We start from the raw sequence: 22,034 nt of genomic DNA, 5'->3' as shown, positions 1-22,034 counted from the left end.
CAAAATGATAAAATTGAAAGTATGAAGAAATTTTTTGAAAAATCATTCCTAACCTACATTCGAATAATTGCAAAATTGCAACTTAAAAAATACAAGTTATTAAGTAAGAATTTAAAAATAATTGGGATTTCAGGTTCTGCTGGAAAGACTTCCACAATGGATGCACTTTATGCAGTATTGAAGACTAACTTTAAAGTTAAATATAGTTACAAAGCAAATTCAGAAACTGGAATTCCTTTAGACATTTTGGGAATTCAGCCACCAGAGGAATATTCTATTTTTGAATGGTTCAAAATTGCAGCTTTAGTAATTTTTAAACTTATCACAAACTGGCAAAAGTACGATATTTATATAGTGGAAATGGGAGTTGATGCAATAGAAGAACCTAAAAATATGAAATATTTGTTGAGAATTGTGGTTCCAGATATTGCAATATATCTCAATATAAATGCAGTTCATAGTAGTAATTATGAAACTCAAATTGAGAGATTTAATGAATCTGATGAAAGTTACAAAAATAAAGTTGAAGATGCAATTGCAAAAGATAAAAGTTTGCTTATCAGTTCAATTTCTGAAACGGGAGTTGTGATTTTGAATATGTCTGACCAAAGAGTTGCTAATTCAAAGAAACTTGCAAAGTGCAAAGTTATAGAGGTTTCACAAGATAATCAGATTCACTTTATCAAACTTGGCGATCAAATTTACCCAAAACATTATGATATAACTTTCAAAATTGCTCATGAAGTTGGAAAATTGTTTAATCTAACCGATCTTGAAATTGAGAATAACTTGATAACTAACTTTCATCTTGAACCGGGAAGATGTTCGATATTTGATGGGTTCAAAAACTCTACACTGATAGATTCAAGTTACAATAGCTCAAAAGAACCTTGTATGGATTTACTTGAATTATTGAAGTATTGTCATGTCGAAAATAGTTACAAAATTGGAGTTTTAGGCGATATGCGAGAACTTGGAAGCAGTTCAAAACTCGAACACACTAGTTTGGCCGAGTTTGCATTTAGCAATCAAGTTGCAGACGAATATTATTTAGTTGGACCAGAGATGAAAAATTACTTTTCAACTAAGCTAATCGACCTTGGTTTTGAAAAGGCTAAGATACATACCTTTGAAAAAGCTAGTGAACTTGCAAATAGTTTGATTGATTACTTGCAACATAGAGTTGTTTTGAAAGACAAAAAGCTAGTGATTCTCGTTAAGGGCTCGCAAAATACAATTTTCACTGAGATTGTAGTTGAACAATTACTTGCAAATCCTGAAGACAAAGCTAAACTTTGCAGACGAGGTAAATTTTGGGATGAAAGAAGAAAGAATTATTAAGTTAAGTTAAAATATTGAATTAACTATATAGTTTAGTTAAATGTGTTTCACTAGATAATTTGAAATTTCAAAGTAAAATCTACTTAGTTTTAATTTTTAGTTTAATAAATTTTCATAACTATGTCAGACCTAAATGAAATTCAAATGCAAATCATCAAAGAACTAACTTTCAAACCTAGTTATAAATTTTCAGATATAAAACCTTACAAAATAACTTCAGATAAGTTTTCATATCACTTGAAAGCTTTGCAAGATTTAAATTTGATTATAAAATCAGATTCTGGAGAATATAGTTTAAGTACAGAAGGCAAGAAATTTGCAACAACAATTGATATGGAAGTTAAGAAAGTTGAAAAGTTGCCGAAAAATTCAGTTCTTTTGATTGTCAAAAGAGATGATAAATTTGCAATTCAAAGAAGAATGAAAGAACCTTACATTGGATTTCTTGGATTTATCACTGGAAAGATCAAATTTGGAGAAACGCTGATAGAAGCTGCAAACCGTGAACTTGAAGAAGAATGTCAGATCAAAGCAAATTTCAAATATCAATACACTTTTCATGAGCTAACTTATCAAAAGTCAGATAATTTGCTTTTGGAAGATAAGTATTTCTACTGTATGGTTGGAGCATTTGTTTCAGGAGATTTGAGCAATACCGAGGGAGCCGAAAATGTTTGGATGAGCATAGAAGACTTTCGAAAAGCAGAACCTAAGTATCACAATGAAATTGAAATTTTAGAATTATATTTGGACAATTTTGAGAAATTATTTGAAAAGAAATATTTTATTGAAAAGTTCTGAAATTATTTAAGCTCAAAGTTTGTCAGAAAAAGTGCTTAAGCTTTACGCTATGAGTTGATCAACTCAAGCCTATGTAGCGAACATTAAGTTGAATGTCTCATATGGAAGTTCATTTTAGAGTTGCTTAGTTAATTATACAATTTGACTAGATTTAACTTAGAAAATCAATGACATTTTGTTTCACTTGTTCTACACTTGTATTTTCCTTGAACCATTCATATACATACTTCACATCGTCTGGGAAACATATTTGTCCTCTTCTGTTTGCAGGTGGTAAAAATGGAGCATCAGTTTCAAAAAGTACTTTGTCAGGAAAGTTTTGAATAGCAAATTTAGCTATACCCTGTAGTTCAAGATTCTTTGGGTATGTTATGATATTTGTAAAGCCAACATAACATCCTGATTCTAAAACCAATTTAGCTTCTTCTAAACTTCCAGTGAAACAATGCAATACAGCTTTTCCGTCAAATTTATCTAATAATTCGATCGCATCTTTTATACAACTGTGGAAACCTGCATCTTTACTATTTCTAGAATGAACGACAATAGGTTTGTCATATTTTTTTGCAATTTCGATTTGCATTTCAAAAAGTTCTTTTTGTATTGATAGATTACTAGTGTTATGGAAGTAATCAAGACCAATTTCTCCAACCACATCAATCTCAGTATTATTTTCTTGATAGAAACGATTGAGGGAGTTAAACTTATCATGACTTGCATCTTCTGGATGGATTCCGATTCCGATCTTTACAAAGTCTATATAATTTCTCTTGAGAGTCAAATTGGGTTCGAAATTGTCTGTATTTGTTGATAGTGAAAGTACGCCAACTAGGTTTGCTTCTTTAGCTTGTCCTATCAGTTCATGTGGGTTGTCAAAGTATGTCAAATGACAGTGTGTATCAAACATTTATTTTTTCTCAAGGTCAACATTGCTTATCTCATTGCGAGTAACTAAGCTATTGTCAATCAAAGTATAGACTGACCTATACTCGCCTAATTTTTCGTTATATTTGTAATAGTTTGAGTTGTAGAGGTCAATCCTCGTTTGCAGTTGGTCTATACTAGAATTGTAGTTACTCACTTGTAGGTTCACATCCTGAACTTTTTTATTGAAATTCTCAACTTGACTAATGTCATATAAATCCAGAGTTCTCCTATCTTCTTCTAGTTTTATCTTCGCTAAATCCAATTCATTTGCAAAAGTTTTTACTTGATCTGTTTGAGCTTGAATAACTTTTGATTCACTGTTTAGTGATTCACTCTCAATTTTCAACTCATCAGCAGTTTCATCAAGTTTTTTGAGAGGTAAGTAAAAACTATAAATGAGAGTCCTGTTTTGGAAAACTTTTAAGTAATGTCTTTCAAGTTCACTTGGTAATGTTTCTAACTCTGTAGCAACTCTCGAATGATATTCGCTCAACAACTGATCTTTAGTGTATAAGTTTAGTGCATTTGATAAAGTACTACTTTCTTGTGACTTTACAACGCTTTCTGATAATTTATCAACCTCTACTCTCTGCTTGTTATCAATTCTAGTATATACAAGGTGAAGGAATTCATGTGCAAGAACAGATTTTTTTATATCTTCAAGCCTAACATCATTCGTATCATATATGTACAAGGTGTTCTTGTCAGTATTTGCACAACCCAAAGCAATGTTTTCATAATTCCCACAAATTCTGTGTATCTCAATACCGTCAGATACAAAGACCAATTCTGAAGTGAGTAGTATCTTTTTTCCGTAATCAGTTAGTTCGAGTTGTTCTGCTAATGCTACTTTTTGATCATATTGTTCTAGGTCGCAGGAAACAAAACTTAGATTGATTAAAGTTTGTTTTATGTTGATAGAATCTTCTTTGCAAATGTTTGATTGCACTACCAGTATCTTGTACTTGATTTCATCTTTGATTCTTCGCAAATCATCCGTGTAATTGTAAGATATGGAATTGAAGTTGATTATCAATGCAAAAATAATGCTCAACAAAATTACTGAAAGTAGGTATTTGATAAATCGTCTAATTTTCATCTCTTGCAATTTTTGCAACCAAAATCTCTGGCTTTAGGCTTTCAAGGATATATGCAGCTTTTGCGGTAGTTTTGGGAATTATGGGTTTGTATAGTTCAGTAATAATTTTTAGTGCTTTGAAGCAATTGAGTAAGACGTCAGTTTTGAATTCTTGTGGTTTCTCCTTCTTCCATGGTTCAGTTTCAGTTACATACTTATTCACCAAGGTAGCAATGTCATTGATGATCACTGAATATTCAAAGATATTGTACTCTTCAAATTTTTGCTCAGCTCTATTTTTTAGTTGATTTACTTCATTCAATATAGCTGAATTATCATTAGTCACATTACTTGTCTTGATATTGTTTTTGACTATCAGAACAATCACCCTATTAAGCAAATTACCGTAATTGTCAGCAACTCTAGAATTGAACTGATCTACAAAACCTGCTTCATCATAAATTGCATTTCCAGTTGTACTCATGCAGGCTAGGAAGAAAAATCTTACTGCCTCACTCCCATACTTTTCAAGTTGTTCAAATGGAGAGATGACATTGCCAAGAGTTTTGCTCATTTTGCGACCATCAGATCCTAAGATCCATGAATGAACCAGGAGTTTGTCAGTGAATTTTATCTTACTTGATATCAACATCGCTTGCCAGATAATTGCTTGAAATCTTACATTATCGGCTCCACAAAGCTGTAAAAAGTAGAATTCTTCTCGCAAATCCCTGACATCGGTTATATCAAAGTGATCATCTATACTTTTTGAACCAAAGTATAGTGATCCGAGATAATTTGACAATGCATCAAACCAAACATACATAACTTGTGTATCATCTCCGGGAACAGGAATTCCCCAACTTAACTTAGCTTTGTCTCTTGAAATACTTATATCTTCGATGTTTTTGATAAATTCTTGAGCAAACTTTCTATCAGATTCAGGTATGACAAATTCAGTTTGGAGATAATCTGCAATGTGTTCTCTATATTTTGTAAGTTTGAAAAAATAGTTCTCTTCTTCAAGTTCAATGGGTTCTGTCCCATGATCTGGACATTTCCCATCTATCAAGTCTTTGTCTAGTTTGAAACTTTCACAGCCAACGCAATATAGTCCCTTGTACTTCTTTTTGTAAATATCTCCATTTTTCATCGCTTCATTCCAAAATGCAGTAGCAACTGGATAATGGTAGTCCTTGCTAGTTCTATAAAAAAAAGAGTATTCAACATCAAAACTTGTGCAAAATTCTTTGAATCTATCCGAATATTTTTTGGTAAATTCGTGTATGTCAAGGTTTTCTGATTTTGATTTATCCCAAATTTTTTGACCGTGTTCATCCGTTCCGACATTGAAATACACATTATCGTCACTAAGTCTTGCTTTGTAGTAGCGTGCTATAGCATCAGCTAAGACAAACTCTATAGCATGAGCTATATGAGGTTCTGCGTTGACATATGGTAGGGTTGTAGTAATGTATAGTTTTTTCATATCTGTAACTGAGTATCAAATTATCTCAAAGAACTTGACATTTGTAAAAGAAAGAGTAAAATGTATTTAAGTTTATCCAAATAATAATTACTTTGCTACCTAAATAGGTAGGATTTGATTTTATGATTGAGTCTAACAAAATGTCTGAACAAGAAAAACTTACAAAAAGTTTTATTACCAATCAAGCTAGACAGGTTTATTTTGGCTTTCAAGGTGAACCAATGAAATATGGACTAGATATTACAACCGAAAAAGATGATTCAAGAATGCTCGTATTGAAGCTTCCCCCAGAGGCTATTGAAAGAATTGCAAATAGAAGAAAAACGCCATTAACGGATGAACAAGTTGTAATTCTTCGTATCCCTATAGGGGATGATGTTGAATTTAATTATCAAGACGTACCAGCACAAATTGTGTCCAAGTTAAAACAAATCCCAGAAATTTCAGATAATGTTGGCAGGCTGTAGGAAATCAAATTCGAATAGCATATTATAGTGGTTAGCTATTCTAGCATTTGGGCATTTGGGGACTTAATCTATCTAACCAAACCAGCTTTTATTCTTCTAATTCCAGATGAACTTGCTTCTTCTTTCAAAATTTTGAAACTTCCAAATTAATTGCTTAAGAAACTAAGCTTTATTACTTGGGTTAATATTAATAATAAATTTTGCCATATTATTTTAATTTAAATTTATACAATTTTGCTTTCTTGCCAGAAACTGATAGATTATATTCTTTTAATTTCGCAAATTCATCTGGCATATTATTAACCTTAAAACTTGTTAGTAGTATCAATTCACCTTGATTATTTAACATTTTTTTAGTTTTGTTAAATAAATCATTATAAAACTTACTTACATTATCTAGTTTTTGTTCATTTCCCCAAGGTGGATCAGTTATGATCTTATCAAATTTTTGATTTTCATCTAACTTGAAGAAGTCCTGTTCGGTTCCTTGTTTTATATCAATTGAAGTAATATATTCAACCTTAAAATATTTGTAAGTTACTTCAGTTATCGCACCGCTTCCTGAAAAGGGATCCAAAACTTTATCACTTCGTTTTAGGTCTGCAAGCAAATTCATCATTACGCAAAGCTCTTCTCAAAGTTACCCTTTTGCATTTTTATCTTGATAATCTTGCTTTTTACTAATTTTCTGAGCAATATAAGCGTGGCACTGCTTTTCTATAAACCAAAATTCAGTTTCTGGTAAAGTGCGGTGAATTTTCATCTTTGTTGCTTTAGAAAAATAGTTTTCAGCAAGACTTTGAAAATTTGGCTTACTAACAGTTTGAGTATCAATACTAAGATATATTCTGAAAGTCTTTTTAAGTAGTATTGACTTTGAATTAACTTGATTTAGATTATTTATCAATCGATTTAGAAGATTCAAAAATTATATGATCAGCTTGAACTGAATTAACTTTATAATTTTGCAAAAATCGATTTAGGCCAATTTCGGTAATTTCGCTAAGTCCGTAGGTGAAGGTGGCAAGGTAGAGCCATGACTATGATTCAAGTTCATCAAAGTAATCCCCATCTATTCCTTTTATTTCAATATTATCTCGAACAGAAACACCTTGGTTGTATTCATGCATTAGTTCAACAAGTTTGTTTATATCAATCAAAATAACTTTTTGCGAAATGTCACGGATATACTCTAGTGCATTACTATTAAACTTTGATGTAGTTATAAAGATTCCTTCGTGAACTTTACCCATTGCACCTACAAAATTTTGAAGTTCAGTTCTTCCAACATTGTTGCTTAAATATCTTTTGGCTTGTACATAAATTTTTCTAAAACCAAGTTTATCTGCTTGGATTATTCCATCAATACCACCATCGTTACTATATTGAGTAACTTGACTAAATTCCTCAGTTCCATAACCCATAGCAATTAATAATTTTACAACTAATTTTTCAAATGCTTTGGGAGAAATTCTTTTGATCTGATCTTCAATTTCTGCATAAATTGTAAGTTTCTTTTGTTCAACTATTTGAGCTAAATGTTCGTCAGGTGTATAGTTTTCATTATTTATATTTGTAGCAGTAGCATTTGTTGAAGTTCTTAGTTCTGGATTCCAAAAGGCAGTTTCCATAACATCTGGATATAATTCCTTTATTTTATTTAAGTCTAAAGATTCAACTCCAGTTTTTAATAATTCTTTTCCACGTCGTGTAATTTTTGTATATCCCCTTTTAGGTGATTCAACTAATTTAGCTGATTTTAAGAATGTTATTGCCCAATCAACTCTATCAGATATTCTTGTCCAACCTGAATTTACTTTTTGTTTTCTCTCATCATCGGTTAAGTTAAAATGATCAGAAATTTTATCTATAAAATCTGTTCTATGGTGGATATTGTTGTCTGAATATAACTTCAATAAAGGCAACATTATTTGTAAATGTGTTGGAATTGACATATGTTTAAATGATGTATTAAGATTACTGCCTAACCAATCCAGCCTTTATTCTTCTAATTCCAGATGAACTTGCTTCTTCTTTCAAAACTTTGAAACTTCCAAATTTAGCTATATCTTTTGAATTTGCGACATGAGGACCGCCACAAAACTCAAGACTTATGATGCCTCCTTGTAGGAGGCTGTCTGAAAGACTGGAGGTTAAACCTTCCGTCGGGCTTTGAGTGACACCTTCCTTCCAGGAAGGATAAAATATTTTATAAACTGAAACCATATCTGGATACTTAGCTCCAAACTCATGCTCTGCACCAAGTTTCTCTGCTTCTTCTTTTTTCATTTCTAGTCTTTCAACTTGTAATCCTTGATCAATCCACTCTTGAACTTGGGATTCTATTTTTGCTAATTCTTCTGTAGTTAATTTTCTATCGAAATTGAAATCAATTCGAAGTCTTTCAGAAGTTATATTACTACCTTTTTGGTGTATATCTTTTGAGCATAAAACTTTTTGAAGTGCAGCGAGTAAAAGATGGTGAGTAGTGTGGAGTGCAGTTACAATCTCTGAATTGTCTGCAAGTCCACCTTTGAATTTTTGCTCAGAATTAGTGCGTGATAAATTGGAATGTTCTAGTTTTGCATTATCAAACTCGCTTTTCAACTTACTTTCATCAAAATCAACATTGTTTTGTTTCAATAATTCTAAACTTTGCTCAATTGGAAACCCGAAAGACTCATAAAGATAGAATAAGTCTTTTCCAGAGAATCCTATTTCGTTAGTATTCGTTTGTAAGAGAGCAATATTTGGATTTAAACCTTCCACCACTTTGTGGTTCCCCTTCCTAAAAGGAAGGATCAATTTTTCAAATTCTTTTATTCCACTTTCTAATGTCACCCTAAATTTATCTTCTTCTTTTTCAAGTTCTAAAATTATATTGGTTTTATTTGAAATAATTTGATCTTGATCTGAGTTCAAACCTATCATTATCTCGGCAATTTCTTTCACAAACTTATCTTTAATTCCAAGATTATAACCTTGTACTATCATTCTACGAATTAATCTTCGCAGGATATAGCCTTGATCTTTGTTACTTGGGAAAACTCCGTCAGCAAGTAGGAAAACTGAAGCTTTTATATGATCTGCAATTATTCTATAACTTCGCTTAAAACCTCTTCCGTCACCTTGTGCCACCTTCACAAAGGAAGTAGTTTTATACGGAATACCAGTTTTAGTAACTAGATAATCGATAACTTCACAATAAAGTGTAGTTTCAAATATATCAAACTTGTTTTCTGCGCACATCACAATTCTATCCAAACCACCTCCGAAGTCTACATTTTTCTTATGCATTTCTAACCAAAACCCACTCGGCGTTGCCGTATCCCCCTTAGCAATGGGGACTTCATATTTATACTGCATGAAAACATTGTTTCCAATTTCTACAAATCTCCCATTATCTCCATTTATATGTAATTTCTCTTCATATTCTTCAGCTTGAGTTCCCATATCATAAAATGTTTCACTATCTGGACCTCCAGGTTCTCCAGCAACTTCACCTCTTGTCCACCAATTTTTCTTTTTGGGATAACTAAATATTCTAAAGTTTGCATTTCCCTCTAGAGTTTCTGAGATTGAATATGGATCTGGATTATACTCTGCAACTACTCCATATTTTGCAAAAGCTTGCTTCCAAAGCTCGATAGATTCTTCGTCTCTTCGAGCTGACTCGTCACCTTCAAAAACTGAAACATATATTCGTTTTGGATCAAGTCCAAAATGCTCAACATAAAGCTCAAGTACAAACGGTATTTGTTCTTTTTTGAAAAAATCTCCTAAACTCCAATTTCCGATCATATGAAACAAGGTTAAATGTCTTGTATCTCCGATATCTTCAAGATCTTCAGTTCTAAGGCATCTCTGGACATTGCAAAGTCTAGTTCCGAGTGGATGTTTTTCTCCAAGTAAGTATGGCACAAGTGGAAACATACCAGAATTGACAAAAAGTAAAGTAGAATCACCTTGTGGAACAAGCGATAATCCTGGTATCTCTTTTGCGCCTTTTGACTGCCAGAAGTATATAAATTTGTTTTTGAGATCTGAAAATGTTGACATGATTAGTTATGAAATTCCCATTATATTATAATGATTATAGCACTATGAAGAAAATTCAGATCGTAAAGGTTAGCAATTATTATTACCTATTGTTTGACTAAATAAGTAAGTTTCAATTAATCGCTTTTATGGCTATTACTCTTAAATTTCTCAATAAAAATAGGTATCAAAGACAAAAGTACAATTCCAACCACGATCAATGTAAGATACTTGTCAATGATCTCTGCAGGAATTATTTTGCCAAAAAAGTACCCAATTAATGTGATACAAATTGCCCAAAGAAATCCGCCAAGTAAATTGAATTTGAAAAATACTTTTCTATCCATTCGAGAAGCTCCAGCAACAGTTGGGACAAATGTTCTGACCGCAGGTACAAACCTACAAAGTGTGATAGCTATGTGACCTTTTTGGTCAAAGAAATCTTTCGCCTTTTCAAGGTGTTGGCGTTTCAAAAACAGCCATTTTTCCCTTTTCATAAGTTGATCACCAAACTTTTCTCCGGTATAGTAACCTAAATTGTCACCTAGTACTGCTGCAAGAAATACAATAGGCAATAGTAGCCAAATATTGACATAACCCTGACTTGCTAATATTCCAGAAACCAAAAGTAAGGAATCCCCGGGGAATACAAAGCCAAGTAGAAATCCAGATTCTGCAAATATCATGCTAGTTACAGCTACATATCTCCATATTTCAGGAACGGATACCAGGAAGTCCATTGGATTTTTGATTAAGTTGATGAGTGTATTGATGATTTCCATAAAGTATTATCTTGTTTCAAATTTGAAGTTGATGATATTGAATATTAGTTTCATTATACAACAAACAAAAAAAGATGTTTAGAGCCTATGAAACAATTGCTAATGACTAATTGTACCCTTTCGCTTGAAGTTCAAACATCTCTTTGTATTTACCTTTCATGTTCATCAAATCTGCGTGCGAACCTGACTCAATAATTTTGCCTTTGTCTATAACAAAGATTTTATCTGCATTTCGAACGGTTGAAAATCTGTGAGAAATTATTATAGTTGTTTTGAAATTATTCTCAGTTAAGATATTATTGAAAATTTGATACTCGGCCATGGCGTCAATTGCTGAAGTTGGTTCATCAAGTATCAAAACATTCGGGTCTCGGTAAAACGCTCGAGCTAAAGCAATTCTTTGCCACTGACCACCTGAAAGATCTGTTCCACCTTCATAAGCTTTTGATAATACTTGATCATACTTTTTATCCAAACCCTCGATTATTTCTTTGCAATCAGCAAGTTTGACTGCGCGTTCAATTCTTTCTTCTTGAGCTATGCTATTTACTTCATCATTTCCACCAAGTGTAATATTTTCTCTGACAGTAAGTGCGTAAGAATTAAAGTCTTGTGATAGTGCACCTAAATTTGTGTACCAACTAGCTAGATCAATTTCTTTCAAATTTTTCCCATCTATCAAAATTTCACCTGAACTGACATCATAAATTCTAGTCAAAAGTTTCACAAAAGTAGTTTTGCCAGCACCATTTTCACCAACTAATGCAATATCTTCACCTGGGTTTATAGTGATATTTAGATTATCAAATACCTTTTTATCAGTTCCTGGGTAATGAAAAGAAACATTTCGAAATTCAATTTTTGGAGTTCTATATTGAAGTTTGTAGGCATTTGGCTGATTTACAATTTCATTTTTCAAGTTCATAATGTATTCAAAATCGTCTATATAAAGAACTTGATCATAAAGATTTCCGAGACTGCGAAAAAGCCCATTGGTTGCAGATGATAATTTTCCTACAGAACTAGAAATAAATGTAAATGTCCCAATTTCAATAGTTTTTGCGATTACACTTAAAATTAACTTGTATGTAACATATGCTGTCCCTCCTATTTCTAATAGTGTTGCTGATATCTGAATCAACAATTTGGATCTCAATGCTTTTCTCTGTTCATTAAGGAACATATCATACATATCTTTAAGCATATCAAACAATCTTGCCCCTGTTGAGAAAATCCTTATTTCATTTAGATAGTGTCGGTTTGTTAGGTAATGATTTATATCATAATACCTAGTCTTTGAGTCTCCTTTAGTTGCCCATATTCCCCAAATGTTTCTGCTAAATTTGATATTTGCAATTAAGCTTGGAATAAGTGTCAATATTACTACTATAACAAACCATGTATTGAAAGAAAAAATAGCTAGGACTGCAACTACTAGCTGGACCAAACTGTAAAACATCGATAAGGAGTTTGTTGTAAATGAGGCTAGTCTATGCTCTGGTACACCTTGGGCTTTGTTGTATTTCAAAATAAATTCATTACTCTCAAAGTTTGCAAGATCAAGAGTACTCAATTTTTTCACATAGTCAAATGTGGCCAATCTGGAAACTTCAAGATATGCTCTTTGTGTTACAAAATCATCAAGCTTCCAAGATATTGCAAGTACTATGTCTACAAAGATCATCAGTAAAAAAATCGAAACGAGGTTATGATAGGAACCTTGCGAATTTGTTATGAATAATAGTTCGCTCAATAGTTTGCCGAACAAGTAGCTCGTGGCGAATGGAAGTATAGCTTCAAGAAAGATCGCTATATAGGCAACAGTAAATAATACTGGTAACCTCTTAGCAAACCAAACTTGGTATCGAATAATTTTGTGTAAAATCTTGAAAAAAGGCTTCATTGTTGCGATTATACTAAAAGCAATCAAGGTTTTCATCAATGATATTTTGTAAAATTCTTAATGTATTTACATAGTATGTTAAAATCTTTGTTTGATACTATAAAGAGTATTTATCAAAGTTACTTTATAATGCCATACTAAATTCTATATTAAAATAATAACCTATGTTCAAATTCTTAGGAAACCTATTCGATTCAAACGAAAAACAAATTGAAAGACTTAGAAAAGTTACTTCAACTATAAATCTGCTTGAAAGCAAGTATGAAAATATGAGCTTTTCAGATATGCGACTTGAAATGGACAGTTATCGCTCAAAAGTTGCAGAATTAGTTGCAAAAATTCCTGAAACTGAAAAACAATCGATTCGAAAATATACAAAAACTCAACTTGAAAAGGAACTTGAAAAGTACTTAACTTCAATAATGCCTGAAGTTTATGCAATGATTCGAGAAGTTGCAAAGCGAAAATTTGACAGAAGACATTTTGATGTTCAACTTATGGCGGGAATTGTTTTAGCTGAAGGAAAAATTGCTGAAGTGAAAACTGGAGAAGGAAAAACTCAAATTGCATGGTTACCACTTGCTTTGTTTGGACTTACAAAAAGAGGTGCTCATTTAGTCACAGTCAATGATTATTTAGCTCGCTCTCACGGAGAATATGCAGGTCATATTTTTTCAGAACTTGGATTTAGTGTTGGAATTACTGAACCGAATAATAGTTATGTTTTTGTAACTCAAGATGAACTTGAAAAATTAGATTCAGAAAAATTTGCAGAAGCAGTCAAGCTTGATGTAAAAAACCCTGGTGATACTAGAGGGTTGAACTTGAAACAAGCTACGAAAAAGGAAGCATATAGTTGTGATATCGTGTATGCTACAAACAATGAGATTGGTTTTGATCATTTGAAAGACAATATGGTTGACAAATTGTCAGAACTTGTTCAAAAGGAATTATATTTCTGCATAGTTGATGAAGTAGATAGCATTTTGATTGATGAAGCAAGAACTCCCCTGATTATCTCTATGCCAGCAAGTAAGAGCAATCAAATGTACATGCAATTTGCAAACTTAGTTGAGTCTTTAGATTCCAAATATGTTGTGCTTGACGAAAAACATAGATCAGTAAATTTAACTGATGAAGGTGCAGAGAAAATTGAAAACGCACTTGGAATACAAAACTTATGGGAAGATTATCATATGGCACATCATCTTGATAACGCATTGAAAGCTAAGTATCTATTCAAAAAAGATGATGAATACATGGTAAAAAATGGAGAAATTTTGATAGTTGATGAGTTTACTGGTAGAGTTCTTCCAGGTAGAAGATATTCAGAAGGTTTGCACCAAGCAATCGAAGCAAAAGAAGGCGTCGAAATAAAACAAGAAAGCAAGACTCTTGCAACAATCACATTCCAAAATTTGTTTAGAATTTACAAACACCTTTCTGGAATGACAGGAACGGCTCTTACTGAATCAGAAGAATTTTTCAAAATTTACAATCTTGAAGTTATTTCAATTCCTACAAATAGACCAAATATTCGGCAAGATCAAACAGATGTAGTCTACAAAAATCAAAGGGCAAAGTTTGTAGCAATAGCAACAGAAATAGAAGAGGCACATAAGAAAGGACAGCCGGTTTTAGTTGGAACAACTTCAGTTGAAAAGTCAGAATATTTGTCGCAAATTCTTCGAACTATGAAGATACCTCATGAAGTTTTGAATGCCAAGTATCATGAAAGAGAAGCGCAAATAATTTCACTTGCAGGTCAAAAATCTGCAGTAACTATAGCAACAAATATGGCAGGTCGTGGAACTGATATTCGTTTAGAATCTGGAGTTGGTGAGGCTGGTGGGCTTTATGTTATAGGTTCAGAAAGGCATGAAAGCAGAAGAATTGACAATCAACTTCGAGGCCGAGCAGGTCGACAGGGAGATCCAGGAAAATCAAAATTCTTCTTAGCGCTTGATGATGAAGTTATGCGTATTCAAGGTGGTTTGATTGTGCAAAATTTGATGAATGCAACAAATGTCCCAGAAGATTTGCCAATTCAATCTGGAATTATCGGAAGGACAGTGGAATCAGCTCAAAGAAAAGTTGAAGGAAATAATTTTGACATTCGAGAAAACTTGGTCAAATATGATGATGTGATGAATAAACAAAGAGAAATATTTTATGAAAAGAGAAGGTCATTACTCAATCTGGGCTTAGAAGCTAAATTTGATAATAATGAATCTGAAATTTCTGATCCAATTGTTTCCGCTCGAGAAACGCTACTCAAAGATTTGAAGTCAAATATGCGTGAGTTTTCGAAAAGCATCTCTACAGATGATGCTTTTGCAAAACTTGAACTAATAGTTGGGATAGAACTTTTGCAAAAGCATTTTGATACAGAAGAAATCAAAAACAAATTGGATAAAATGCATGAACTAGAAATCCAAAATTATTTGACTGAGATGTTTGACAAGTTAATTGACTCAAGGTACAAGGAATCTGGAACTAAGTTTTTGGAAAATATTTACAGAGTTCAACTTCAAACAATGGATGAACTTTGGATGGAACACCTTGAAGCAATGCAGGATTTACGTTCAGGAATAGGTTTGAATGCTTATGCTCAAAGAGATCCATTGGTTGAATACAAGAACAAAGGATATACTTTGTTTGAGAATTTTATGCAAGAGACTAAGTATCAAATTGCAAGTAGAGTATTTCGTGTCCAAAACATTCAAAATGCTCAAGAGATTGATTTGACAAATTTATTGACAAATGCAGGTCAGTTCGAGGAATTTCTAAATTCACTTGGTGTTGATCAAAAAGATTTAGAAAACTTACAAAACAATACAAAAGGTCAAAATAGTTCTTTAGTTTCAAATGTTGAAGTTATTTCAAAACCTAATACTAAGGAATTAGATCCTAAATTTCAAAATGTAGGAAGAAATGATCCGTGTCCATGTGGATCTGGAAAGAAGTTCAAAAAATGCCATGGAGCAGAAGTATAAGGTTAATTAGTAATATTTAGCAGCCCACCCAATTAATTGGTAGGCTGCTTGAGAATAATATCTAATTCCGCTTTCAATTTCTCAAATTCAAAATCTTTTATGTTACTTTTCACCTGAACTACTATATTCACAGCATTTTCTTTCACATAGTGATTCAACAAATTCCTAATTCTTCTTTTACATTTATTTCTATCATGAGCTTTGCCAAATTTTGCAGAAATTATTACTCCAAGTTTTCCAATTTGATTTGGTTTAACTAAATTTTTACTTGGTTCATTATTCGATTGAGACTCACTTACATTTCCAACAAATTTTCCAGATTCATCATACATTGACTTAATTTTTTGGATATTAATTCTAGGCTTATCATGATAAGCTTCTACAATTTGTATAAATATTTTGAAATGCTCTGTTTCAATCTTTTTTGAATTTCGAAATACTTGCTTAAATTCTTTTTCAGTTTTGATCCGGTTTGACTTTGGAAGCATGGGTCTCATTTTACCATTGAATTTCAGTTTCATGATGAAGTTTCAAAAATTCATTACACTTTTTGAAATGATTATTACCAAAAAATCCATTGTTTGCTGAAAAAGGGGAAGGATGAGCAGATTCCAAAATTAAATGAGGATTACTTCCAGAGTTTGTAAGTATAATTTCTTTTTTACTTTTGGCAAAGTTTCCCCAAAGCATGAAAACTAGGTTGTTTCTATTACTTGCAAGGGCTCTTATAACTGCATCAGTAAAAATATTCCAACCGATTTGAGAGTGCGAGTTTGCAATGCCAGACTTTACAGTTAAACTGTTATTCAACAAAAAGACTCCTTGAGTAGCCCACCTGGTTAGATCAGGATTGTTTTTATTCTTGTAATTTTCAAAGTTAAATTCATTACGGATTTCTTTATAGATATTAGTCAAGCTTGGCGGAACTTTGTTTCCGAACTTACTAGAAAATGCCAAACCATCTGCAACTCCTGGAGTATGATAAGGATCTTGCCCTAAAATTACAACTTTTACTCTGTCAAATGGAACTAGGTTGAATGCGCGAAATATCCTTCTTGGTTCTGGAAATATTTCAAAATGACTATATTCGTTCTTTACCTTTTCAACTAATTTTTTGAAATATGTTTTTTCAAATTCATTTTGAAGTATTTCTCTCCAGGATGAATCAATTTGAACTTGCATAAAGAATTTTAACAGATGTATGAATCAAGTTGAATTATGTTTTCAGAAATGATATATCGATATATATCATTTTGTATTTAATGTCATAAATTGTTTGGCAAACTATATTAATTCAAAAAAATTGAATATTGCAAATGCGAGAAGTCGCCTTTCTGTTAAATTATTGCTTCTTGCTCTACTAGTAGCAATCTTTTTTTTATTAACTTTTGCAAAACCACTCAAAGTAACGATTAATGGTGACTTTGGAAACGATAAAACAAAAGCAACCAATTTCAGAATCTTAGTATTTGATAAAAATTCTTCCGATGCAAGACTAATAGAAAGTTGGGATTTTGATAATGTTGAAATCAGGAATGGTAAATTTGATATAAACATTAATCCGGGTATCTTTGCTTTGCCAAAAAAGTCATACTTGCAGCTCTGCTATTCAACCATGTCTGAAGATGGAAACGAAGTTTCATCATGTCAAGGACACGATGATGCAAAAGGCACATTTGACAATGTTGCTTGCAGTCGTAGGCTTATTCAACAAGGATTTATTGCAAATTTGAAAGGATTTTTTGGTACTCAAAATGATATTTCATTTTACCCAACATCGCTTGGATGCAAAGATATAGTGTACAGTGAATTTATCGGTACAAAATCAAATCTCAATTTGATTCAAGATTTGTCTGTAGGTAAATTCTTGAGTAATGACGAGAAAAGCGACTTGATTCAACAAAGAACGGAGTTTCTAGAAAGCGTTATTAGAAGTTATCTGCAAGGCGCAGAGGTAGAAGCCGCTTTTGCTAGTGACAATCAAAAGATCAGCTTAGAAGGTTCAAATTTAAGCATTGAAAGAGGGAATCAACTCGACCTTGCAAATATGATTTTGAAATTTAGCAAAGATAGTCAAGATTTGAAAATTATTGGCAATACAATAACTATATCAAATGGCAATTCTATAGTTTTGCCAAATCAAGTTTTGCAAAGCCTAAACTATAATAATGGCACTTTGACATTATCGAGTGGAAATTCAGTTATTATTCCTACAGATTCACAGGAATTAACAATTGATGGAAACATTGTCTCATTGACAAATGGTGGTTCGATAATACTGCCGGCATTGCCTGCAGAGTTATATTTGACAGGAGCTACTTTGTCTGAATTGCAATCAGGTTATAGGATTTTGACATTAACTCGTTCAGGAGGATTGCCTGATATTGCTCTAAATATTCCTGATGATAATGATATTTACACTTCTGGTTCAGGTTTAATTTTATCTTCAAATGTATTTTCTATTAAGCCTTGCTCAAGTGGAGAGATATTGAAGTATGATGGAAGTGATTGGATTTGTTCCCTAGATCTTGATGCCGATACAACCTATGCTTCTGGTGATGGTATAACATTAAACTCGAATGTTTTTAGTCTCAAAGCTTGTAGCACAAGTGAACTTCTCGTGTACAACGGTTCAAATTGGGTATGCATTCCTGAATCAAAGTATATTTATAGTGCAGGTAATGGTATTGGGATAGATTCATCAAATGAGATTTCGAATGCAGGTACATTGTCAGTTACAGGTTCAGGTGTGATAGGTGTAAGTAATGGGCAAAATCCTATAGTTACATTGAACCCATGTTCAAATGGAGAATTTTTAATATACAATTCAAGTTCATGGGCATGCACTTCATTTAATGATTTTGATAAATATAGTGATGATTTGACTATTCAAGATTCTGGTACTGGGGCAATCACTCATACAATCAATTTAACGGGACAGAATGGCACTCCTAGTTTATCGAAAAGTATAATTGATGCAGATTCACAAAATTTGAGCTATGACTCTCAAACTAGAACATTAGCCATAACTGGAACAAATGGTCACTCCATAGTAAATTCTATAATGCTACCGGCAGATAAGTTTTTGTCTTCTGCAACGATTTCAACAAGTGCAGTTACATCTGGTGGAACTTTAAGAACTTTGAATTTGACTATGTCAGATAGTTCAACTTATACTATTACATTACCAGATAATGATACTACATATAATGCAGGAAATGGAGTAAGTTTGATTGGAACTACATTTCAAATTGATGCACATACATGCGCAACAAACCAAAGGCTTACATGGAGCGGAGTAAGTTTTGATTGTGAGGATAGTTATTTTGTCGTAACTGACGGCTCAAATTCACAAAATATAAATCCAGGCTCAATGGTTACTTTCTCGGCAGTAGGTCCACTAAAAGCTGAAGTAATAGCAGTAAATACTGTAAGATACTCACTAAATTCTTGCAGTGATACTCAGATTCTTAGATATGACTTAACGACGAGCTCTTGGATATGTAGTAATACAACTAATGGCACATTGACAAGTCTCTCTACAGGAGTTGGGCTTACTGGTGGACCTATATCATCTACTGGAACTATTTCTGTAGATTCACCTGTTTGTTTATCAGATCAAAAACTTTCTTGGAATGGATCTAGTTTTGAGTGTGTTGCTGATATAGATACAAAGTACACTTCTGACAATGGTTTAACGCAATCTACGCTATCTAACTTCCAACTAGGAGGGAATCTTACGAAGAATACAGATATAAATCTGAATACCAATAGCTTAACCTTCTCGGGCACCGGTTTTGTTGGTATAGGGACTCCGTCACCTACACAGAAGCTGCATGTATCAGGATCTGTAAGGATCGAAGGAGCATTGTATGATTCAAGTAATGTAGCAGGTACAAATGGACAGTTCTTAAGTAGTACTGGAAATGGTACAGCTTGGACTGTATTAGCTCCAGGAGTATCTTTGTTACCTACAGCAAATGAAGGACAAACACTATATTTTGATGCAAATACAAGTGTATGGAAGTCTAACTCTGGTCTTTACTATGATGATGTAAATAGTAGAGTCGGAATTGGGACACCGACACCAGGGGCTAAGTTACTCGTAGCAGGAAATGAAAATATTGAGCAAGTAATTATAAAAGCAAGTGCCACTCAAACCGTAGACAAGGCTTTGATGCAATTTCAAGATAGCGCAGGCATTGCACTTCTTGAGATTACATCTAATGACGCATCGAATCTCTTTGCAGGGAATAATGCAGGGGATAGCACGACGCTGACAGGAGGTAGTTTTGGCAAGTTCAACGTTTTGATGGGAAATAATACTGGTACATCGATCACTACTGGTTATATCAACACTGCAATAGGCTATAATGCCTTGAGCTCAGTTAAAACTGGTACTGGAAATGTGGCAATCGGTGCAAATGTATTGTTCGGATCGTCTACCACTATAACTGATACTATAGCAATCGGCAATGGTGCAATGTACAATAACTCCAGTGCTACAAACAATAATGTGGCTATAGGTCATTATACATTACTTAAAACTACAGGTGGAAATAATACGGCAATAGGTGGTGAAGCTTTGAGATTTACTACTGGTCAAGTAAATGTGGCAATTGGACTTCAGTCAGGCAGGGGTACAGATAGTTTATCAACTTTCAGTAATACTACTTTAGTCGGATATCAATCAGGGTTATCTTTGACTACAGGTGGAAACAATACATTAATAGGTTATATGAATGGAAAAACTTTGACAAGCGGTGCCGACAATGTATTTCTTGGATACTTTACAGGTAGGTTAGAAACTACTGGTTCTAGGAATATATTAATTGGATATAATATAGATGCCCCAATATTGGATGGATCAAATCAGCTTAGTATAGGTAACTTGATTTTTGGGACAGGTATAAATGGTGTCAATACAAATATAAGCACCGGTTCTGTCGGTATAGGGACTCCTTCACCTACACAAAAGCTGCATGTATCAGGATCTGCAAGGGTAGAAGGAGCGTTGTATGATTCAAGTAATGTAGCAGGTACAAATGGACAATACCTTAAAACAACAGGTACTGGAACAGCATGGACAACGATACCAACACTACCTACAGCAACTGAAGGACAAACACTATATTATGACGCAAATACAAGTGTATGGAAGTCTAACTCTAGTCTTTACTATGATGATGTCAATAGTAGAGTCGGAATTGGGACAACACCTAGTTACAAATTGGATGTCATGGGAGATGTTAGGCTATCGCTAAATTCCAAATTATATATTGTTGATGCAAATCATTATGTAACTTCTATGCCAATAATGACACATTTCGATGGCATTAGTCGATATACGGATGTATGGGTCTCTCCTGCAACACAAGGTTGGGCTTTTTATGGAAACGATGGTGTACTCAAATTTGAAGTAGATGGTACTGCTGGAGATTCCTATATAAAGGGCATACTACATGTGAATGGCACAAATAGTTCTTACATTATGGGCAATGTTGGTATAGGCACTACCTCACCTACACAAAAGCTGCATGTATCAGGATCTGCAAAGATAGAAGGAGCATTGCAATTAGCTGGAGGTTCTATAGTTTCAGGTTCTTCACAAACATCTGGAATTGTATTTGGTGCCAATGGTATAGGCGATACAGACTCTGGAATCACATCATTAGCTGATGCTGAGCTAAACTTCTTTGTAGATGGAACTCAAGTAGCAAGATTTGTAGGAAGTGCAGGAACAGCAGAAAAAATTGGAGGAGGTGCTTGGACTGTTTTGTCTGACGAAAGGTTGAAAAAGGATATCAAAGATTTTGATATAGGTCTAGATGCTATTATGAAAATTGATCCAAAGACATTTAAATATAATGGCAAAAGTATATATGCACCAGATAATGACAAAAGTTATGTTGGACTTATAGCTCAAGACATCAATCAAACAGCACTAGGCCAATGGACGATTAGTCTTGGAGAAGATGGTTACTACAGGTATGATTCAAATGCGATTATATATGCTTTGATAAATGCAGTCCAAGAACAACAAGTTCAAATTGATACTTTAGCTAACGGGCAATCAAGTTTCAAAGTGCTTGTATCCAAAGTTCTCAATACAGAAGAGAAAATTGAGAAACAAGATCAAAAAATCCATGATCTTGAAGAAAGATTGGTTCAACTTGAGAAATCTTTCCAAACAATAGCAGATGTGAAATAAA

General features: G+C 33.2%; 16 protein-coding genes. 5 read left to right on the top strand and 11 right to left on the bottom strand.

The features are described 5' to 3' along the window. The first annotated feature begins 21 nt into the window (after positions 1 to 21). Positions 22 to 1,341, top strand: a complete 1,320-nt coding sequence (locus tag IPJ91_02995) for a hypothetical protein (GenBank protein QQR93395.1) — start codon at positions 22 to 24, stop codon at positions 1,339 to 1,341. A gap of 120 nt (positions 1,342 to 1,461) precedes the next feature. After that, a complete protein-coding gene (locus IPJ91_02990) occupies positions 1,462 to 2,142 on the top strand; it encodes an NUDIX domain-containing protein (protein QQR93394.1) in 681 nt (226 codons plus the stop codon). Positions 2,143 to 2,293: 151 nt separating this feature from the next. On the opposite strand, the gene IPJ91_02985 is transcribed toward IPJ91_02990, so the two are convergent. Genes IPJ91_02985 through IPJ91_02975 form a run of 3 tightly spaced genes read right to left on the bottom strand, consistent with a single transcriptional unit; the run spans position 2,294 to position 5,636 of the window. Next, positions 2,294 to 3,049, bottom strand: a complete 756-nt coding sequence (locus IPJ91_02985; protein QQR93393.1) for a TatD family hydrolase — start codon at positions 3,047 to 3,049, stop codon at positions 2,294 to 2,296. Further along, positions 3,050 to 4,168, bottom strand: a complete 1,119-nt coding sequence (locus IPJ91_02980) for a hypothetical protein (protein ID QQR93392.1) — start codon at positions 4,166 to 4,168, stop codon at positions 3,050 to 3,052. Further along, entirely contained in the window at positions 4,158 to 5,636 is a 1,479-nt protein-coding gene (locus IPJ91_02975) for a methionine--tRNA ligase (GenBank protein QQR93391.1), read from the bottom strand. The genes IPJ91_02980 and IPJ91_02975 overlap by 11 nt, the downstream gene beginning before the upstream one ends. 140 nt (positions 5,637 to 5,776) lie before the next feature. Between IPJ91_02975 and IPJ91_02970 the strand changes: the two genes are divergently transcribed. Continuing rightward, positions 5,777 to 6,103, top strand: coding sequence for a hypothetical protein (locus IPJ91_02970; protein ID QQR93390.1), 327 nt, complete (start codon positions 5,777 to 5,779; stop codon positions 6,101 to 6,103). Positions 6,104 to 6,171: 68 nt separating this feature from the next. Here the strand turns inward: IPJ91_02970 and IPJ91_02965 are convergent, their stop codons facing one another. The 6 genes from IPJ91_02965 to IPJ91_02940 form a co-directional block, all read right to left on the bottom strand. After that, on the bottom strand, positions 6,172 to 6,234 hold the full coding sequence (locus tag IPJ91_02965) for a hypothetical protein (protein QQR93893.1): 63 nt from the start codon (positions 6,232 to 6,234) through the stop codon (positions 6,172 to 6,174). A 77-nt stretch (positions 6,235 to 6,311) separates the two neighbouring features. Further along, positions 6,312 to 6,722, bottom strand: a complete 411-nt coding sequence (locus tag IPJ91_02960) for a methyltransferase (GenBank protein ID QQR93389.1) — start codon at positions 6,720 to 6,722, stop codon at positions 6,312 to 6,314. Between the two features lie 421 nt (positions 6,723 to 7,143). Beyond that, positions 7,144 to 8,058, bottom strand: coding sequence for a restriction endonuclease (locus IPJ91_02955; protein QQR93388.1), 915 nt, complete (start codon positions 8,056 to 8,058; stop codon positions 7,144 to 7,146). Positions 8,059 to 8,080: 22 nt separating this feature from the next. Next, positions 8,081 to 10,162: an alanine--tRNA ligase gene (locus IPJ91_02950; protein ID QQR93387.1), complete on the bottom strand. Its 2,082-nt coding sequence runs from the start codon at positions 10,160 to 10,162 to the stop codon at positions 8,081 to 8,083. Positions 10,163 to 10,278: 116 nt separating this feature from the next. Continuing rightward, complete coding sequence (locus tag IPJ91_02945; protein QQR93892.1) at positions 10,279 to 10,881, bottom strand: DedA family protein; 603 nt, start codon at positions 10,879 to 10,881, stop codon at positions 10,279 to 10,281. Positions 10,882 to 11,029: 148 nt separating this feature from the next. Beyond that, entirely contained in the window at positions 11,030 to 12,862 is a 1,833-nt protein-coding gene (locus IPJ91_02940) for an ABC transporter ATP-binding protein (GenBank protein QQR93386.1), read from the bottom strand. A 128-nt stretch (positions 12,863 to 12,990) separates the two neighbouring features. Between IPJ91_02940 and IPJ91_02935 the strand changes: the two genes are divergently transcribed. Further along, a complete protein-coding gene (locus IPJ91_02935) occupies positions 12,991 to 15,822 on the top strand; it encodes a preprotein translocase subunit SecA (protein ID QQR93385.1) in 2,832 nt (943 codons plus the stop codon). Positions 15,823 to 15,854: 32 nt separating this feature from the next. On the opposite strand, the gene rnpA is transcribed toward IPJ91_02935, so the two are convergent. Next, positions 15,855 to 16,319: a ribonuclease P protein component gene (gene rnpA, locus IPJ91_02930; protein ID QQR93384.1), complete on the bottom strand. Its 465-nt coding sequence runs from the start codon at positions 16,317 to 16,319 to the stop codon at positions 15,855 to 15,857. A gap of 1 nt (position 16,320) precedes the next feature. Further along, on the bottom strand, positions 16,321 to 17,004 hold the full coding sequence (locus IPJ91_02925; protein ID QQR93383.1) for a uracil-DNA glycosylase: 684 nt from the start codon (positions 17,002 to 17,004) through the stop codon (positions 16,321 to 16,323). Between the two features lie 94 nt (positions 17,005 to 17,098). Here IPJ91_02925 and IPJ91_02920 point away from each other — a divergent pair, with 94 nt between their 5' ends. Then, positions 17,099 to 22,033: a tail fiber domain-containing protein gene (locus tag IPJ91_02920; protein ID QQR93382.1), complete on the top strand. Its 4,935-nt coding sequence runs from the start codon at positions 17,099 to 17,101 to the stop codon at positions 22,031 to 22,033. Position 22,034 lies beyond the last annotated feature (1 nt).

The sequence above is a fragment of the bacterium genome (assembly GCA_016699595.1).
In the GTDB taxonomy this organism is placed as follows: Bacteria; Patescibacteriota; Dojkabacteria.
This window is presented reverse-complemented; position numbering and strand designations above follow the sequence as displayed.

Bases quoted from the DNA above. Each gene is read 5' to 3' on its own strand.
- IPJ91_02995 (QQR93395.1), top strand. From the start codon at position 22: ATGAAGAAATTTTTTGAAAAATCATTCCTAACCTACATTCGAATAATT.
- IPJ91_02990 (QQR93394.1), top strand. From the start codon at position 1,462: ATGTCAGACCTAAATGAAATTCAAATGCAAATCATCAAAGAACTAACT.
- IPJ91_02985 (QQR93393.1), bottom strand. From the start codon at position 3,049: ATGTTTGATACACACTGTCATTTGACATACTTTGACAACCCACATGAA.
- IPJ91_02980 (QQR93392.1), bottom strand. From the start codon at position 4,168: ATGAAAATTAGACGATTTATCAAATACCTACTTTCAGTAATTTTGTTG.
- IPJ91_02975 (QQR93391.1), bottom strand. From the start codon at position 5,636: ATGAAAAAACTATACATTACTACAACCCTACCATATGTCAACGCAGAA.
- IPJ91_02970 (QQR93390.1), top strand. From the start codon at position 5,777: ATGTCTGAACAAGAAAAACTTACAAAAAGTTTTATTACCAATCAAGCT.
- IPJ91_02960 (QQR93389.1), bottom strand. From the start codon at position 6,722: ATGATGAATTTGCTTGCAGACCTAAAACGAAGTGATAAAGTTTTGGAT.
- IPJ91_02955 (QQR93388.1), bottom strand. From the start codon at position 8,058: ATGTCAATTCCAACACATTTACAAATAATGTTGCCTTTATTGAAGTTA.
- IPJ91_02950 (QQR93387.1), bottom strand. From the start codon at position 10,162: ATGTCAACATTTTCAGATCTCAAAAACAAATTTATATACTTCTGGCAG.
- IPJ91_02945 (QQR93892.1), bottom strand. From the start codon at position 10,881: ATGGACTTCCTGGTATCCGTTCCTGAAATATGGAGATATGTAGCTGTA.
- IPJ91_02940 (QQR93386.1), bottom strand. From the start codon at position 12,862: ATGAAAACCTTGATTGCTTTTAGTATAATCGCAACAATGAAGCCTTTT.
- IPJ91_02935 (QQR93385.1), top strand. From the start codon at position 12,991: ATGTTCAAATTCTTAGGAAACCTATTCGATTCAAACGAAAAACAAATT.
- rnpA (QQR93384.1), bottom strand. From the start codon at position 16,319: ATGAGACCCATGCTTCCAAAGTCAAACCGGATCAAAACTGAAAAAGAA.
- IPJ91_02925 (QQR93383.1), bottom strand. From the start codon at position 17,004: ATGCAAGTTCAAATTGATTCATCCTGGAGAGAAATACTTCAAAATGAA.